Here is a 14,721-nt window from a genome sequence, read left to right as displayed (position 1 = left end):
CCTATGGGATCAGGACGGAAGGCAGCCAGGTCGCGATGGCGGGCACGTAGGAGACGAGCAGCAGCACCGCGATATTGGTTGCAAGGAAGGGAAGGATGGCGATGACGACCGGGGTCAGCGGCAGCCGGGCGATGCCCGCGCAGACGAAGAGGCAGACGCCGACCGGTGGCGTGGTCAGCCCGATCATCAGGTTCAGGACCGCGAAGGTGGCGAAATGCAGCGGGTCGATGCCGACCGCCTGGGCCAGCGCCAGCAGCGGCACGAAGAGGATGATGAGCGCGGCGATGGTTTCCATGAACATGCCGACGAACAGCAGCAGCAGGTTGATGATCAGGATCACCAGGAACTTGTTGTCGGTGATCGACAGCACGCCCTGGGCGATGGCCTGCGGGATGCGTTCCGCCACCAGGATCCAGCCGAACACATTGGCAAAGCCGACAAGCGCCAGGATGCCGGCCGCAGAGACGGCGCTGTCGACGATCACCTTCGGCACCCGCCGAAGCGGCAGGTCGCGGTAGATGAAGCAGCCGACGATCACGGCATAGACGCTGGCCACCACGGCGGTCTCGGTCGGCGTGGCAAGGCCCGACAACAGCCCGTAGATGATCAGGAAGGTCATGGCGATGGCCCAGATCGCGCCGCCGAAGCTGCGGGCGACCTCGCCGAAGCCCTGCCAGGGCTGGCGCGGAAAGTTCTTGCGCCGGGCGATGACATAGGCCGTCACCATCATCGCAAGCCCCATCAGGATGCCCGGAACGGCGCCCGCGAGGAACATCTTGCCGACCGAGATCCCCGACAGCGCGCCGACGATGATCATCGGCACCGAGGGCGGGATGATCGGCCCGACGGTCGAGGAGGCGGCGGTGACGGCGGCCGAATAATCGGCCGGATAGCCCGCCTTCTTCATGCCGGGGATCATCACGCCCCCGATCGAGGCGGCATCGGCCACGGCGGTGCCGGTGATGCCGCCAAAGAGCATCGAGGCCGCGATATTGGTCAGGCCGAGCCCGCCGCGGATCCAGCCGACCAGCGCATTGGCAAAGCGCACGATCCGGTTGGTGATGCCTCCCTGGTTCATCAGGTTGCCCGCGAGGATGAAGCCCGGGATCGAGAGCAGCACGAACACATCCATGCCGGCATACATCTTCTGCGGCATGACCACGGGGGGGATCCCCGTCAGCAGCAGATAGCCCAGCGACGAGAGGCCGAGCGTGACAGCGACCGGAATGCCGATCACGAGGCCGCCTGCGAAGAGGCCGAACAGAACCCAGACTTCCATCAGATTTCCTCGGCCTTCTCGGGGGTGCCATCCTCGGTGCCGGTCAGCATGCCCAGCACGCGCAGCGCGGCGAAGAGGGCGATCAGTGCCAGCATCGCGAAGACGGTGACATGGACATAGCTCATCTTCAGACCCAGCGCGGGCGAGCTCTGCATCCGGCCGATGCTGACGAAGCGCCAGGCATGGGGCAGCAGGTAAAGCGCCATCCCGCCGGTCGCGAGCGCCGAGACCAGCCGCAGCCGCCATGGCCATCGTCCGGGCAGGGCCTCGCAGACGATGTCGACATTGACCATGTCGCCGCTGCGCAGCGACAGCCCGGCGCCGAAGGCGATCAGGAACAGCAGGGCGAAGCGGGTCAGCTCTTCGGTCCAGACCGGCGAATTCCCGAAGCTGCGGCCGACCACCTGAACCAGCACGGCGCCGATCAGGACCGCGAAGGAGACACCCGCGCCGATGCGGGCAAGGGCGGTGACGATCGTTATGAAGCGTTCGGTCTTGGGCATGGGACCTCTGGGGCGCTGGGGCTCTTGAACTCTTGGGGTCTTGGTCGTCGGGTGCCGGCCGGCCCCATCGCGGAAGGGCCGGCCGGTCCTACTCGTTAAGAAACGTCACTCGTTAAGCATTTCCGTCCGGATCATTCGGCGAAGATCTGCTCGACCACGGGCCGGATCTCGGCGCCGACATTGGCCAGGACGGCGTCCTTGGCCTTCGCCGCGAAGGCGGCATTGTCGACCTCGACGAAGGTCATGCCATGCTCTTCGAGCCAGGCGCGGTCGTCGGCGAGGCTCTGCTCGAACAGCTCGCGCTCATAGGCCTGGGCGCGGCTGGCGGCTTCCATCACCGCGGCCTGATCCTCGGGCGAGAGCTTGGCCCAGGTCAGTTCGGAGATGGTCAGGTAGATCCAGGAGCGCACATGGTCGGTGAGGTTGAGGTAGTCCTGCACCTCGTTGAAATTGGCCGAGCGGATCAGCGCCAACGGGTTTTCCTGCGCGTCGATGGTGCCGTTCTGCAGCGAGGTGAAGACCTCCGAGAAGGCCATCGGCGTCGGCTGGGCGCCGAGCGATTTCCAGACATCGACGAAGAGCGGCACGTTCGGAACCCGCATCTTCAGCCCCTTCAGATCGTCGGGGGTCTCGATCGGACGGTTCGAGGTCAGCTCGCGCGCGCCGCGGGCGAAATAGGTGACGGGGCGGATCTGCGCGCGTTCGACGATCTGCGCCTCGATCTGCTGGCCGATCTCGCCCGAGGCGACCGCATCCATGTGCTCGATCGACTTGTAGGCATAGGGCAGGGCCAGAAGGGCCGCCATCGGCGCCCAGTTCTGCAGGCTCTCGCCGGTGATCGTCATGTCGACCGTGCCGAGCTGCATGCCGTTGATCAGGTCGATCTCCTTGCCGAGGCTTTCATTCGGATAGACCTCGACCGCGATCCGCCCGTCGGTCAGCGCCGACAGCTCTTCGCCGAATTTGAGCGAGGCCTTGTGCCAGGGATTGTCCTCGTTGGCGAGGTGGCCGAGCTTGAGCGTGATCTCCTGCGCCAGCGTCGGCGTGGCGGCCAGCCCCGCGATCAGCGCGGCCGCGGCCAGCCCGGGCAGTTTCCATGCGGATGTCATATCGGGTCTCCTCCAGTGGTCTCGTTATTGGTCTCGGTATTGGTATCGGCCCACATGCCATCGAAGAAGCCGGGATTGTCGGCCATGATCGTGGGCAGGTCGTTCAGGATCTCGCGCAGATGCGCCCGCGCGGCGGCATCGGCGGCGACGGGGTCACCCTGGGCAATGCCCTCGACGATGGCCGCGTGCTGGGCGATCAGCTTGTCGACCGGAAACCGTCCCAGCGCCAGGAAGCGGACCCGGTCCATCTGCGATTTCAGGCCTTCCATGAGCGTCCAGGCCCCGGATTTGCCCGCGGCCTCGGCCAGCGTCCGGTGGAAGGTCTCGTCAAGCTGGATGAAATCGCGCGGCGCGGTCCCCGCCACGGCGCGCTGCCGCTCGATCTGTGCCCGCAGCCGGGCGATCAGCGCGGGATCGGCGGGGCGGCGTGCTAGCAGCCGGACGATATCGGCCTCGATGGCCTCACGCACGAAGCGGGCGTCGAGAACCGTGGAAAAGGCGATGGTGGTGACGATGGTCCCGCGCTGCGGGCGGATCGACAGAAGCCCCTGTTCCGAGAGCTTGATGAAGGCCTCGCGGACCGGCTGGCGGCTGACCTGGCAGCTGCGCGCGATCTCGGCTTCGGACAGCCGGTCGCCCGGCTTGAGCACATTCCGGATGATCCGGTCGCGCAGGAAACTGTGCAGCTGAGGGGTGATCGGACGGCTCGGATCGAGCACGCAGCCCATGTCCCTGTCGATGTGCTGATCCATGATTCGCCTCCCTCATGTTTAGAACTACCATACTGCCATACTAGTCAGCAATCGTTCTGGCTGTTACACCGGAGTGGAAACGCGACTCGGAAAGGCAATGCAATGCGGCAGACATGGCGGTGGTTCGGTCCCAGCGACCTGGTTTCGATCGACGACGTCCGGCAGGCGGGGGCCGAGGGCATCGTCTCGGCGCTGCATCACGTGCCGACAGGTGCGGTCTGGACCCCCGAAGAGATCGCCCGCCGCAAGGCCCAGATCGGCAGCATGGCGGATGGCAGCGCCTCGGGCCTGAGCTGGGACGTGGTGGAAAGCCTGCCCGTCTCGGAGGACATCAAGAAGCAGCAGGGCGACTGGCGCGCCCATCTCGACGCCTATCGCGAGAGCATGCGCAACCTGGCTGCCGCCGGCATCGAGGTGATCTGCTACAATTTCATGCCCGTGCTCGACTGGACCCGCACCGATCTGGCCTGGAAGCTGCCCTCGGGTGCGACCTGCATGCGCTTCGATCTGACGGATTTCGTCGCCTTCGATCTCTTCATCCTCGCTCGTCCCGGTGCCGCCGATGCCTATGACGACGATCTGCGCGAGGCCGCCCGGGCGCGGTTCGCCGGGATGTCCGAGGCGACGCAGGACGCGCTGGCGCGCAATGTCGTGTTCGGTCTGCCGGGCGCGGCCGAGAATTTCACGCTTGAGGATGTGCGCGCGCATCTGGCTGAATATGCGGATATGTCCGAGGCCACCCTGCGCGGCCACCTGATCGATTTCCTGTCCGAGATCGTGCCCTTGGCCGAGGAGCTGGGCCTGCGCTTCTGCTGTCATCCCGACGATCCGCCGGTGCCGCTGCTGGGACTGCCGCGGATCATGTCGACCGAGGCCCATTACACCGAGGTGCTGTCGGCGGTCGACAGCCCGGCCAATGGTGTGACGCTCTGCTCGGGCTCGCTCGGCGCGCGGTCCGACAATGACCTGCCCGGGATGATGGAACGGCTCGGCGACAAGGTGCATTTCCTGCATCTGCGCAATGTCAAACGCGAGACCGATGCCGTCTTCGGTTCGTTCCACGAGGCCGAGCATCTGGGCGGCGATACCGACATGGTGGCGCTGGTCGAGGCCGCGCTCCGCGAGGAGGCCCGGCGCCGGGCTGCGGGCCGGGCCGACTGGTCGATCCCGTTCCGGCCGGATCACGGCCAGGACATCCTCGACGATCTGGGGCGCGATGGCCAGCCCGGCTATCCGGCCATCGGGCGGCTGAAGGGGCTGGCCGAGCTGCGCGGCATCATCGCCGCGCTCGGTCCGCGGATCGGCTGACAGGGCGCGCGCCCGGCTTGCCAAACCGGGTCCGGCTCGGGCGGTCTTGACGCTGGGGTCGGCCCTGGCGCGGGCCTGCAAACGCGATGGCCCGAACGCCCCGGCCCGGGAGCTGCGCCGCAGCGGGAAAAGGGACTGCTCCGGCAGGCGAGGCGAAGACGGGAATAGAAGACGGGCCGCTGCCCCGGTTCTCGGGCAGGGCCTGTCCTCCGTCCCTTAGCAGCCGGCCGAAAAGTCTCAGGCTGAGCGGCCCGGGAACTGAATACCGCGCTTTCTGGCTCTCGCATCGCGCTGAAGGATCTTGATCGCGTCGGGGATCAACTCAGTCGACGAGGATCCCGGCTTCAAATTGCTTTTTCAGCAGCCTGTTAGAGCGCGTGCGGGCAAGCCCGGGCCAGGGCGTGATGCTGTGGCACCGCCCGGGGTGGCTCGCGCCGAGGTCCCGGCCTTTCACGAGGCGGGCGCGCCCGGTCAGCTTCACCGCGAGGCGATGCGGAGGCACTGGCATTCCGACACCATGCTGGCCAGGCTTGGCGCCTGCGATCCCGACCAATGCGCGCCCTGAGCGGGCGTTCTCGGCGCGGTTCCTCCAGGACGGGCTGGAACCCGTGCGTAAGAGCAAGGCCAGGTTACGCTCCGGCTGTCGGTCGCGGCCGCTCAGCGAAGCCGGGCATGGTTTCCGCCTCGGATTGGGGAAGGACGGGGAGCTCTGGGCTTCTGCTCGATGACGAGAGGCGCAAGCGGCCGGGCGGCCTCGCGCGGTCGCGCCGCCGCATCCGGGCTTGTCCGGGCAGGACCCGGCTGATCGGATCGCGGGGCCTGCGGGCGCCATGGCCGATCTGGCCGACCGCGTCCCGAAGGCGCTGGTAAAGGTCCGGGGCATGGCCGTTTCGGACCAGATGCGTGGCGCGATGTTGCTCGATCCCCGGCTTGTCCCGATCCGGCCCCCTATTCTCTGGCCTGCATTCTTCTGAATGACACCCGAAGCCATGCCGGGGCTGCACGAGATTTCGCGCGATATCGTCTTGCCGGGCTTTGCCGCGCCCAGGCTTGAGGGGGGCTCAGACATGAGGGCGAAGCTTTCGCCGATATTGCGAGGCTCTTGTTGTCAGCGGGCTTTCCCTCCTTCTATCCGACCGCGCGATAGTGGAGGCCGCCATGGCGCGGGGACTTCCCGGGTCGTTACCCGCTGCCGCGACGGACCGGAGGCGCTGCGGGAAGGCCGGGCATATGCGGCGCGGTCAGATGCCTGCGCCGGTCGAGGGCTTGGCCCCGAGGGTGACGCTGCGGCCCGAAATGGCGGCCCGAAATGGCGGCGCGATAGGCTTTCGCGTCCGGGGCCGTCCTGGCCTGCGGCACCGGCGGCAACGTGGCGCAGGCCAAGCGACAGGGTGTCGTCTCGTTTGGCACTTCGGGCGGCGACCGGGGGGCGCGTGGCGCGATGCCCGGACCGGCGCAGCAGGGCGTCTGCCATCCGGTGCCCGGGCGGTGGTGTCGGACAGGGAGAGCCGTTCTGGCCACGGTCGGATATGTCCGCCTGCAGGAAGGACGAGCGGTCTCGCCCGGGGGCTTCCATGCGGATGAAGATGGGTTTTTCATGATACAAATCGGATAGATCTCGTTTCTTCCGGGCATGACAGGCTGTCCCGTATCAGGCGGGCCCGCGAAAATGCCGACCGCTCGCGCCGTTTCGGATCGTTGGATACAGCCAGGTCGCCGCCGGGCCGTGGTTCAGCGGTCGAGAATGGCGGCCTCGGCCGCGGCCAGAAGATCGGCGCTCGAGATCGGCTTGCCGAGGATGGCGGCGAATTCGTCTCTGCTATGGCCCTCGCCATGCCCGCGCCAGTCGGTATGGGCGGTCATCAGCAGAACCGGAAGATCCGGAACATGCGCATGCACTTCCTGTGCCAGCTGCGCGCCACTCATCGCGGGCATCGCGTAATCCGTGACCAGCAGGTCCCAGTGCCGGGGATCTTCGCAGACCGCCTCCAGCGCGTCCTGGGCCATGGTACAGGTCGCGACCTCGGCCCCCGCAGTCTCGAGAATGCCCGAGATCACCCGCAAGACGTCGGGATTGTCGTCGATCACCAGGACCATATGGCCGTCGAGCCGTCCGCTCAGTTGTCGGGGCCGGGGCGCGCGCGGCGTTGTCAGGGGGGCGTCCCGGCGCGATTCGAGCGGCCAGAACACCGAAAAACACGCGCCCGGGCCGCGGCCGCCGGCCAGGGAGATGGCACCGCCATTCTTGCCGACAATGCTGGGAACGATGGCCAGTCCGAGCCCGCAATCGACCGTGCCCCGGCTGAAGATGCATTTGGCGAAGACGCTATTGCGGGCGGTGGCGTCAAGGCCGGGGCCGTCATTCTCGACCTCGAGCAGGCAATAGGCGCGGACCGGATCGAGGCTGCCGAAGGCGAGCGGGCGTTTCAGCTCTGCGGCGGTGGCGATGCAAAGCCCGATCCGGATCCGGCCGCGCCCGTCCGGATGCTGTTCGGACAGGATCGAGTCGCGGGCGCCGATCAGCAGGTTCAGCGCGACTTGCATGATGTCGGTCTGGACCGCGTCGACCATCACCGGCTGGACCGGCAGGTCGAGTTGAAGCTCGACCGCGCCGCTGCCATCGGCCAGCAGCAGATCGGCCGCCGCGCGCACCGGCACGCGTATGTCGAGCCGTTCACGCAGCGGCGGGCGCATGCCGAAATCGGCAAGCCGCCTGAGCAATCCGCTGGCCTGCCCGACCGCGAGCTGGATGCGCCGGACGTTGGCTTCGACGATGCCGCTGTCGGCGATCAGGCTGGCCGAGCCCGAGATCGCGGCCAGAAGGTTGTTGAAGTCATGGGCGAGCCCGATCGAGAGATGTCCGATCAACTCGCGCTGGCGCGCCACCTGCAGATCGTCGCGAAGCCGCGCAAGCTCGCGGTTGGCGCGGACTCGTTCGGAGAGATCGCGCGCGATGCAGAGGATGCCGCCCGCATGGCGCCGGGTCAGCGAAAGCTCGTGCAGCGCACGGCTGCCATCGGGGCACCGGTGCCAGACCTCGCCGCTCCAGTGGCCCTGAGCCTCGAGCGCGGGCAGCACCGTCGCGTTCATCCGCTCGGGCGCCTCGCCGCTGTAAAGCTCGATCCAGCTCCGCTCGTCGCGTCCATCGGTGGCGTCGAGCCAGAACATGTCGCGATGGGCGGGGTTCATGTAGAGGAAGCCTCCGTCCGGCCCGGCGATGGCGATGCCGTCGCGCGAGCCGTCCATTGCCGCCAGCCAGTCGGCCTGGGCGCGTTGTGCGAGCTGCTTGAGTTCGGTGATGTCGCTGCACAGCTCGATATGGCCACCATCGGGGGTGCGGCGCTCGATCACCCGCAGCCAGCGCCCGTCGGCCAGCTGCTGTTCGCTTTCGTCATAGGGGCGGCGGTGGCGGGACAACCGTTCGGCCAGCATTGCCTCGCCGCTCTGTGGGGCGATCGGGAATTCGCCATGCGCGAGCCCGTAACGCAGGATGGCCTCGAAGGTCTGGCCGACCTCGATCGCGGGCGCGCTGCGCGGGTAATCCTGCCGGTAACGCTCGTTGAACAGGATCAGCCGATCCTCGCTGTCGAAGAAGGCGAAGGCATCGGGCAAGGTCTCGATGGCCTGCACCACGCGCTCTTCGGCCTCGCGTGCCTTTTGCGCGATCAGCGCCAGGCGGTCCTTGTCGCGGCGGCGTTCGGTGATGTCGGACAGGAGCCACATCCAGCCCTCGAGACCGCCGGTGGCGTCGCAGAGCGGCATCACCGCGATATCGAACCAGACCCTGTTGCCGCCCTGGTCGAGAAACCCGGTTTCGCCCGCGAACCCGCTTTCTGCCGAAAGCTGCTCGCAGATCCGCCCGAGGCCCGCGGCATCGGCCCAGATGGCCTCGAAGGCCTGCTCCGGCGAAAGCCCGAGCAGCCCGGTCGCAGGCTGCCCGACGCGGTCTTCGGTCGCGCGGTTGGCCCAGGTCAGTCGGTGCGACCTGTCGGTCAGGAACACCTCCCTGCTCATGTGCTCGACGATCCGGCCGAGCCGGTTGCGTTCGCGGCGCTGTGTGCTTTCGGCGGTCACGTCCCTGATGACCAGTACATAGCCGTAGCGGGCAGGCTCGGGGGAAGGCGCATGGACCATGGCCGAGAGGCTGTAGATTTCCGGTTCGGCGGCCGGGGCCGGGCGGTGAACCATTTCCGGCAGGACCGCGAAGCCCGCGGCCTCGGCCCGGTCGAGCAGCGCGTGGATCGCCTCGCCGGTGGCCGGGGCCAGGCATTCCTCGGGCCGGAAGCCGATCAGGCCGTCGATGCGGTCACGGGCCGAACCGCGGCTATGCGAATGGATATGAGTGTAGCGCCGGTCTGCATCGAGCTCGATCACGGTGTCGGGCAGAAGCTCGAATACCGCCCGCATCCGGTTGCGCTCGGCTTCAAGCAGGCTGCGTTCCGCCTCGGCCAGGCGGCGGGTTTCCTGCTGGTGCAGCAGCCCGGCCGCGCCGGTCAGGCAGGAAAGCGCGGCGATGTCGCGGCGGTCGAAGGGCCGCTGCCCGGTTGCGCGGTCGATGCAGAGCACCCCTCCAAGCTCTGTGCCGTGGCGGAAGGGCAGCATCAGCCTGGCCCCGATCCCAAGCCGCCCCAGGGCCGCCTGCTTCCCGAGTGCGATGGGTTGCATCGCGGCGAAGTCCGCGATCCGCCGGGCGAGAATGGACGCGGTCTCCACGTCGGTGTCTGTCGGGATCTGCGCTGTGCCGGGCGGCCTGTCGGGCGAAGACCAGACCAGGACCGGGCGGAATGTGTCGTCGCAGTGCTGCCAGAGCACGCAGCGCGCGGCGTCGAACTGGCGGCCGATCGCTGCGACGATGCCGGCCGTGGCGCTTTCGCCGCTTTCGGTTGCGGCCCGCTCCGCGCCGTCGGGCGGGCGGCCGGTCTTCTGACCGGCCGCGCGGCCCTCTCTGGCCGGGGCGGGCGCCGTGTCGGTAGGCATGTCCGGGCGTACGCCGGGTCTGGCTCGGGGCAGGGCCCCGCGTGCATCGGGGGGGGCGGGCAGGGTGTGGGCCAGGGCCCGGGCGGTGTGCTCGAGAAACGGGATCTGCGCGTCGGTGAAGAGGCCCGGTCGAGGGTCGATGCCAAGCAGCGCGATGTCGCGGGATCCCGACGGGCAGGGCCGGACCAGCACCAGGCTGGAGATGTCGGGCAGGAGGGGGGCGCTCCCGGTCGATCCGCTGCTCTGTTGCAGGTCGTCCTGTCGCCATGGGCCGAGCAGGCCCCATTCGGCGGGAAAGCTTCGGCCTTCAAGGCCGGTCGGGGTGGAGGCCGTCACCCGTAATCGGCCACCGGTGGCCGGATCGGGGCAAAGCAACGCCACCCGATCGCAGCCGAGAACCGCCGCGATGCCTTCAAGGAACGCGCGCTCGGGCGCGGTGTCCGGGCAGGTCCGGGGCTGATCTTCGGATGTCGGTTCCATTGCGTGCCGTGGCAAACGGTCGACCCTTTCCCACGGCGCGACGGCCTTTGTTGCGGGGCGGGGTCCATATGGGCATGACTGTGCGGATGCACCGGGTGAGGTAGACGCGAACGGTGCGAATCTGCTCATCGGGAAAACTTAGACCCGCCCCAGCGGGCCGCGCAAGATACCTGTCGGGTAAGGTGGCCGGACATAGGAGAGGGGGCGGAACCCCGCCTGCCCGTCTGGGACCACGGCAGGCCCGTCAGTGCCTGTGTTTCGAGCCTCACCAAGGGATGCGACAGAGGGCGGCCGGCTCGCCCGGGGCAGAGGATTTGCGGCGCATGCCTCGTGAGCAGGCTGACATGATGCCCGGCCTCTGCCGCCCCATCATGGCCCGGCGCGGTGCCCGGACCGGATAGAGGCGCGAGTGCATGCATTCGTCACGGGGCGCGCCAACATAAGGCACGGCCATCCGGGCCGCGATACCGACCGACCGCAAGCTTCGTTCATGCAGTTGCATTGAGAGCCGGGTCTGAACAGGCTGACCGAAAATAACCGGAATGGCGGCCTGTCCGTCAGGGGCCAATTCAGACACGCCTTCTTTTCGCCGGGGCATGCCGGTCTCGGCGGAATGCGACGAGGGGTGGGAAAATTCCGTCCTTCGCGCCTTTTCAGAAAGGTTCTAAATTGAAATCGCTCAGATGCCCCAACTGAAAACCCGGACGGGGGCGAAAGTGCTGCCCGCAAGGTACAGTCGGGACGTTCGGTCGTGCGCCTATCCATTTGCGCGGAGCAAAAGGATATATTCTGATCGCTGGATTAATCGAAAGGGTAATGCAGGATACCTAGGCGCCCTCCGGCCCGCCGGTCGGGGGCGTGACCGGACAGGAGGCTGCCCTTAAGGTGAGGGCATACTGATCCGGACAGGCCGATTGCCCATGGCACTGTCACGATTTTCCGTTTGGAGCCAGAAACTGCATTCCGATCTTTCGAAAGCGTCCATGTGATCTCTCCGATGTCCAGAATTCGTTTCGAAAGGGAAAATGCCGGCGCCGCGGCGCCTGAATGCCCGAGCGGGCTCGGTTAGGCCGGGATGCGTCCCCATCTGCGGAAATATCTCGCGCGTCTGCGTCGGGTTCCCGATGACGCCTCCGATTGCGCGGTGCGGGAGATGCTCGACGAGGCGCGGGAACTGGTGGATGCGCTGCGGGTCTACGTGCTTTTGGACCTTGCCCCCGATGCCGTCGCCGCGGCTCGGGGCCGTCCGGGGCGACCGGACCGGATCGATCCCGGTGCGGTCCGGGTGGCGGCGCAATGCGAGACGGTGCGGCTTTTGTCGCTGCCGATCCCGGAGCCCGCCGGCGGTGCCGATCTGGGGTTCCTGATGCTCGAGACCCGGCTGCCGGGCTGGATGCTCTATTCAGATGAGTTGCGATATCTGCACCGCCTCGCGCGGCGCCTGGGCGAGATCCTGAAGGCGAGGGGCCTGCGCCTTGCCGTCGGCGTCGGGGATGGGGCCGCGGGCCATGACGCGCGGTGGCTTGCGGTCGGGGCGGTGCCTCCCGAAGACGGCGCCCCGGCAGGCAAGACGGGGGGCGAGGGCGCAAGCCATCAGGGGCCTGGGGGATGCTCTCGGCCGGGGGGCGAGCGTCAGGCGCAGATGATCGAGAGTTTCGTTCATGACATGGGCAATCTCGTTGCCGTGATCGAGGGATCCGCCCGGATGCTGGGCAGGGAAGTCGGCCGCTCGGCGCATCTTCATCGCATTCTCGAAGCCGACCGCCAGATCCTGGAGATGATGGAGGCGCTCCGCGCGGCCGGCCGCGACGAGATCCGGAATCGCTGGGTCGATCTGGGCCATCTGCTGCGCGCGGCGGCCGATCTGGTGCGGGTGGACTGGCCCGAGGGGATACGCCTCGAGCTCGACCTGCCGCAGGAGGAGGCGCTGGTTCTGGCCGACCCGGTGCAGGTCTCGCGGATCGTGCTGAACCTTCTGCGCAATGCCTGCGACGGGGTGGCACGGAAGACGTCCGGGCGGGCGCCGGAGGGGCTGGTTCGCCTGAGCCTGCGGCGCCAAGACGAGGGGCCGAGCGCCGAGGAGCGGGTCTGGTACGAGCTTTGCGTCGCCGATGACGGGATCGGCATGGATGCCGAGACCCGGCGCAAGATGTTTCTTCCGCATTTCACCCGCAAGGGTGCGGCCGGCAGCGGGCTCGGGATCGCGTTTCTCGATTGCCTGATCCGCGAGCTTGGCGGCCGGATTACGGTCGAGACCGCGCCCGGCCAGGGCACCGTTATCCGTATTTTATGGCCGGAAATAGTCCAGTGAAAAACCGTGGCGCAATTCTCGGTCCATGTGGATTTTGACTTTCCAGACAAATTCCTGAGTTCGGATTTGCAATCCTATGTCTTTCGGGGCGGAATTCCTGACGGCTTCAAGGGGGCGACGGATCCACCCGCACTTTCAGGGCGATCATCCGGATGCGCACGGGCCTATCCGAAAGGATAGCGCTTCCGGGCGGTGAGAGTTCCGAAATGACGGAGAGGCGGAGCGATATGTCGGGGAAAGCCTGTCATGGGTGTCCCGAGGGGGCCGGAAATTGACCCCCCCGAGACGAATGTCAAGTCCGATGCCAGGGTGCGTTGGGGGTAACAGCTAATCCCGGCAGTCTTCGTGGGTGGCGAAGATGGTCTCAACACAACCCGGATACCCCGTCATGCGTCGGATCGCAAACCCTCAGAGACACAATACCTGTCACGAACGGACGGGCGTCCGGATAGGGAACTGTCCTTGCGGGTAGTCGGGGGTGCGTGAGGCTAGGTCCCTTGTTTCAAATTGATTTCGTTATTCTTATGGCCGACCATTTAAGGAAGCTTTTGAGGGGGCATTACTGCCCCGCCCATTTTTGCCCTGGCATTCCATGCCCGGAGGGAGACGGGCCAAGGTGCTTGTCCGGTAGTTTCGTTGCGGGAGTATTTAAGGTGAAACAGTATGCCTTGGGGCGGACGGAATGCGGGGCAGGCCGGATCGAGGTTGCCGGGCAGGCGGGGGTGACGGATCAGGGCAAGCGGCCCGGCCCGGCCTTCGCGATGATGGTCATCTGCGTTCCCGCCGGATGGTTGACGCTGATCGCAGCGCTTCTGCTGGGGTCCTCGCTGCTGATGGCGGTGCTTGCGATGCTGACGGCAATGTGGGGGATCTTCGTTCTCGGCCTGACGGGCTTTCTGGTCGTCGACGCGCTGAGAGAGCGTCGCCGTCATGGACGGGAGGACGAGAGCCTGGCAGAGCGAGTGACAGGCCCGTCCTGCCCTGGACTGCCCGTTCAGGGGGATCGCCTTCGCTGATCTGCAGGGCCTTGGGGCAAGGTTCGTCCGGCTTCGGCGCTTTCCCGAAGGTGCGGGGGCAGGCCGATTGACCGGCTCCCTGCTGCGCCGGGCCCGGCCGGTGACGGCGTCCGCACCGGGTCGTGCGCCTTCGCAGATCGGGGACAGCGCGCGTCCCGTTGCCGGGGCGATCCTCTGTGGGCCGTAGTCGCCGGATTTCGTCAGTCTGCGGCGCTTGGGTCGGAGGGGCTGAGGCCCTGTGCCGGCATGCGCCCGAACGCCCTTCGCCGAAGATCCCACTTCCGGGAACCTCTCTCTCAATTGCCTCGATCCGGCGGGCTGGTCTCGCCGGTTCCGGGGCGTGCGGGACGCGGTCGATCTTGAATTGGCGCGTCGCGGCCACGACGTCAGGTGCGGGCTGCAGCGTCGTCCCGGTACGCAGGAGCGGGCGTTCAATGGCAGGTCTGATCCGGTGCCGGGCATGCGGCGCCTTCGTCGTTCACGCGGTCGGGCCGGGCAACCGGTGGCCCGCCATTGCTGCACCGGGAGGCATTACCCGGTGGCACGGGATGGCGGCTGCGATGACGGCGCTTGATGGGGGCATGCGCTTGGCGCATGCGGGGTCCTGAACGGGACGCGCGACGGCACATGCAGCCCGGAAGGGCGGCGGGATGGCCCGAATTCGGTTCCGCGGGCGCCCTCCGGTCCGACCGGTGCCGCAAACGAGCGGATGGGCTTCTCGGCTATCCCGATGTTCCGTTGCGTCCGGCTCTTCTGCTGGATGTGATTGTCGGCGGCGCTGCAATCGAAGCTGCGGATGCGCAAAGAGTGAGGATGACAAGATGAACGAGGCCAGCGGTCCCGCGATGGCAGGCCCGCGCCTTGCAGGCTGTGCGGGCGACGCCCTCCGCAAGCGGGCGGGGCGTGTTGCGCCCGGGGCTGGGCCTTCCGTTGCGCGGGTGAGGTATGGAATACCGGACTGTCCATCCCGGGGGACGGTTGGTTTC

At 67.3% G+C, this 14,721-nt stretch carries 10 protein-coding genes; 5 read left to right on the top strand and 5 right to left on the bottom strand.

Annotated features, from left to right (window positions below):
• Position 1: 1 nt before the first annotated feature.
• From ACK8CO_RS02730 to ACK8CO_RS02715, 4 genes are all read right to left on the bottom strand, one after another.
• Positions 2-1,279, bottom strand: a complete 1,278-nt coding sequence (locus ACK8CO_RS02730) for a TRAP transporter large permease (RefSeq protein WP_080615912.1) — start codon at positions 1,277-1,279, stop codon at positions 2-4.
• A complete protein-coding gene (locus ACK8CO_RS02725; protein ID WP_080615913.1) occupies positions 1,279-1,782 on the bottom strand; it encodes a TRAP transporter small permease in 504 nt (167 codons plus the stop codon). Before ACK8CO_RS02725 ends, ACK8CO_RS02730 begins: the two co-directional genes overlap by 1 nt.
• Before the next feature lie 131 nt (positions 1,783-1,913).
• Complete coding sequence (locus ACK8CO_RS02720) at positions 1,914-2,891, bottom strand: TRAP transporter substrate-binding protein (RefSeq protein ID WP_080615914.1); 978 nt, start codon at positions 2,889-2,891, stop codon at positions 1,914-1,916.
• Positions 2,888-3,643 (bottom strand): GntR family transcriptional regulator, encoded by a 756-nt coding sequence (locus ACK8CO_RS02715; protein WP_080615915.1) that lies wholly within the window; start codon positions 3,641-3,643, stop codon positions 2,888-2,890. Before ACK8CO_RS02715 ends, ACK8CO_RS02720 begins: the two co-directional genes overlap by 4 nt.
• 102 nt (positions 3,644-3,745) lie before the next feature.
• On the opposite strand from ACK8CO_RS02715, the gene uxuA reads away from it, so the two are divergent.
• The 3 genes from uxuA (at position 3,746) to ACK8CO_RS02700 (ending at position 5,925) form a co-directional block, all read left to right on the top strand.
• Positions 3,746-4,951 (top strand): mannonate dehydratase, encoded by a 1,206-nt coding sequence (gene uxuA, locus ACK8CO_RS02710; protein WP_414898082.1) that lies wholly within the window; start codon positions 3,746-3,748, stop codon positions 4,949-4,951.
• Between the two features lie 409 nt (positions 4,952-5,360).
• Positions 5,361-5,516: a hypothetical protein gene (locus ACK8CO_RS02705; RefSeq protein WP_414898081.1), complete on the top strand. Its 156-nt coding sequence runs from the start codon at positions 5,361-5,363 to the stop codon at positions 5,514-5,516.
• Between the two features lie 265 nt (positions 5,517-5,781).
• A complete protein-coding gene (locus ACK8CO_RS02700) occupies positions 5,782-5,925 on the top strand; it encodes a hypothetical protein (RefSeq protein ID WP_414898080.1) in 144 nt (47 codons plus the stop codon).
• A gap of 757 nt (positions 5,926-6,682) precedes the next feature.
• Here the strand turns inward: ACK8CO_RS02700 and ACK8CO_RS02695 are convergent.
• Positions 6,683-10,408 carry a PAS domain-containing protein gene (locus ACK8CO_RS02695; RefSeq protein WP_414898079.1) on the bottom strand — a complete coding sequence of 1,242 codons (3,726 nt, stop codon included), beginning with the start codon at positions 10,406-10,408 and terminating at the stop codon, positions 6,683-6,685.
• A 1,075-nt stretch (positions 10,409-11,483) separates the two neighbouring features.
• On the opposite strand from ACK8CO_RS02695, the gene ACK8CO_RS02690 reads away from it, so the two are divergent.
• Entirely contained in the window at positions 11,484-12,719 is a 1,236-nt protein-coding gene (locus ACK8CO_RS02690; RefSeq protein WP_414898078.1) for an ATP-binding protein, read from the top strand.
• 653 nt (positions 12,720-13,372) lie between these two features.
• A complete protein-coding gene (locus ACK8CO_RS02685) occupies positions 13,373-13,735 on the top strand; it encodes a hypothetical protein (RefSeq protein WP_414898077.1) in 363 nt (120 codons plus the stop codon).
• Positions 13,736-14,721 lie beyond the last annotated feature (986 nt).

Origin of the sequence: Rhodovulum sp. HP10, assembly GCF_047553435.1 — a bacterium.
GTDB lineage: Bacteria > Pseudomonadota > Alphaproteobacteria > Rhodobacterales > Rhodobacteraceae > Rhodovulum.
Note: the sequence above shows the minus strand (reverse complement) of the source record. Positions and strands in the feature narration are given on the sequence as shown.

Excerpts from the sequence above, each read along its gene's own strand:
- ACK8CO_RS02720 (WP_080615914.1), bottom strand. The coding sequence starts at position 2,891 with ATGACATCCGCATGGAAACTGCCCGGGCTGGCCGCGGCCGCGCTGATC.
- ACK8CO_RS02725 (WP_080615913.1), bottom strand. The coding sequence starts at position 1,782 with ATGCCCAAGACCGAACGCTTCATAACGATCGTCACCGCCCTTGCCCGC.
- ACK8CO_RS02700 (WP_414898080.1), top strand. The coding sequence starts at position 5,782 with ATGGCCGATCTGGCCGACCGCGTCCCGAAGGCGCTGGTAAAGGTCCGG.
- ACK8CO_RS02715 (WP_080615915.1), bottom strand. The coding sequence starts at position 3,643 with ATGGATCAGCACATCGACAGGGACATGGGCTGCGTGCTCGATCCGAGC.
- ACK8CO_RS02730 (WP_080615912.1), bottom strand. The coding sequence starts at position 1,279 with ATGGAAGTCTGGGTTCTGTTCGGCCTCTTCGCAGGCGGCCTCGTGATC.
- ACK8CO_RS02690 (WP_414898078.1), top strand. The coding sequence starts at position 11,484 with ATGCGTCCCCATCTGCGGAAATATCTCGCGCGTCTGCGTCGGGTTCCC.
- uxuA (WP_414898082.1), top strand. The coding sequence starts at position 3,746 with ATGCGGCAGACATGGCGGTGGTTCGGTCCCAGCGACCTGGTTTCGATC.
- ACK8CO_RS02695 (WP_414898079.1), bottom strand. The coding sequence starts at position 10,408 with ATGGAACCGACATCCGAAGATCAGCCCCGGACCTGCCCGGACACCGCG.